This window comes from Streptococcus sp. GMD4S (assembly GCF_000296955.1).
Map to the genome: position 1 here is coordinate 1 of NZ_AJRE01000151.1, position 2,342 is coordinate 2,342.

Sequence of the window (2,342 nt, forward strand, 5' to 3'; positions counted from 1 at the left end):
GTAAGATGGGACACTCAGAACGTTATGAAGACGGTCTCTTCCAAAACATCCCAGGGAATAAAGACCAGCACCTGTTTGCGTCGGCTGTTAAATACTTTACTGGGAAATAAGACTATAGATGACTAAGACGATTGGTGTGTTTTGAGAAGAAAAATGAAAGTTTGTGAAATATTTGAATAAATTAATTGATATACCTGATGTTGAAAAAAAGATTCAATTGAAAAAATCGTTATCTAGAGAGATGAGAGTAATGAAGGAGGACTTAAAGCCAAGAAAGTGTTTGCTTTGTGATAAAGATACTACAAGTTTTTGCAACTCTCACACTATTCCACAGTTATCGTTAAAAAATATTTCTGATTCTGGCAAGTTGACTCAAGCTGGTTATTTAATAGGGAGCGATCTGTCAGATAATGATAAGGGAGTGAGCAATTCGGGAACGATACAAATTATTTGTCGTAAATGTGATTCTTTCTATTTTCAGGAATATGAAAATGAAATGAATCTTACGTCTTATCCTAGCGATAAAATGTTGTCACAAATTGCATTGAAAAATTTCCTTTTAGAACTAGTTAGAATGAGGGAGGAAAAATATCATTTTAAAAAATCAATGTCTGATAATACAATCAAGAAGGCTTTATACTTAAGAATACCTGAGATTTCTAATAAAACGTTAGAGAATACATCTCAAAAAATAAAAGATCTTCATAATTCTTTTGATTATGATATTGAAGATTTTCAAAATGAAATTTTACTCCATAAAACTGCTATTGAAAACAATCTTAAAGGAGCATATCAAATTATTTTTCATGAGGTGCTCCCCTATAAGACACCGATAGCGTTTCAAGGCTCATTAACGTTGATTAGAGATATGTATGAATATCCAGTGAATGATACGAGTAACCATTCAAAAAAAAATCGTATTCAGAAGTTGCATCTGGCTATTTTACCATTAAAAGAAAAGACGATGGTGCTAGCTTTTTATCATAAAAGGGATTGGAAATATAGATCTCTAAAAAGTCAGTTTAACAGTAGCAATCGATTGAATAAACTGGATTTTCTTAATTATTTAATATTTGCTTACACTGAAAACTACTACTTTAGCCCGACAATTAAAGAAAAAATTAGAACAAATGAGAAGCTTGTGCTACTTAGTCAAGAACTTTTCGGCAAACCTAATTTGGGTCAGTATGTAGGTGTTGATAGTTATAAGAGAGTTGAGCCAGATGAAATTCCTAATTTTCTTTTAGAAGAGTGGGCTATAATGTAAAAATAAAAGGTATAAAAAATGACATACGAAGTAAAATCTCTTAATGAAGAATGTGGTGTTTTCGGTATCTGGGGACATCTAGACGCTGCTAAATTGACCTATTTTGGTCTCCACAGTCTTCAGCACCGTGGTCAGGAGGGGGCAGGAATCCTCTCCAATGATCAGGGACAATTGAAGCGTCATCGTGATATGGGGCTTTTATCAGAAGTGTTCAGAAATCCAGCTAATTTGGATAAACTAACTGGAACGAGCGCGATTGGGCATGTGCGTTATGCGACGGCTGGCGAAGCTTCTGTTGATAACATCCAGCCCTTCCTCTTTCGCTTTCATGATATGCAGTTTGGACTTGCTCACAATGGAAACTTGACCAATGCAGAATCGCTCAAGAAAGAATTGGAACAAAGAGGAGCAATTTTCAGTTCAACTTCGGACTCGGAAATCTTGGCCCACCTCATTCGTCGGAGTCACAATCCCAACTTGATGGGCAAAATCAAAGAGGCGCTCAGCCTTGTCAAAGGTGGATTTGCTTATATCCTGCTGTTTGAGGACAAGTTGATTGCGGCTCTTGATCCTAATGGTTTTCGTCCACTTTCTATTGGGAAAATGGCAAACGGAGCGGTGGTCGTTTCGTCAGAAACCTGTGCTTTTGAAGTCATTGGTGCCGAGTGGATTCGTGATGTGAAACCAGGGGAAATTGTGATTGTGGATGACAATGGGATTCAGTATGATAGCTATACGAATGATACCCAGTTGGCGATTTGCTCTATGGAGTATATCTATTTTGCCCGTCCTGACTCTAATATCCATGGTGTTAATGTCCATACAGCTCGCAAACGTATGGGGGCTCAATTAGCGCGTGAGTTCAAGCACGAAGCAGATATTGTGGTCGGTGTGCCAAATTCCTCACTCAGCGCAGCTATGGGATTTGCAGAAGAATCAGGTCTGCCAAATGAAATGGGTCTGATCAAAAACCAATACACGCAACGTACCTTTATTCAACCGACTCAAGAATTGCGGGAGCAAGGGGTGCGGATGAAACTGTCTGCTGTTTCGGGCGTTGTCAAAGGCAAACGTG

2 protein-coding genes are annotated in these 2,342 nt (G+C 38.0%); both read left to right on the forward strand.

Features of this window, described 5'->3' with window-relative positions:
* The first annotated feature begins 163 nt into the window (after window positions 1-163).
* On the forward strand, window positions 164-1,267 hold the full coding sequence (locus tag GMD4S_RS08000) for a hypothetical protein (RefSeq protein ID WP_000876342.1): 1,104 nt from the start codon (window positions 164-166) through the stop codon (window positions 1,265-1,267).
* Window positions 1,268-1,285: 18 nt separating this feature from the next.
* The coding region (purF, locus tag GMD4S_RS08005) for an amidophosphoribosyltransferase (protein ID WP_000220604.1) at window positions 1,286-2,342 on the forward strand (1,057 nt) is incomplete at its 3' end.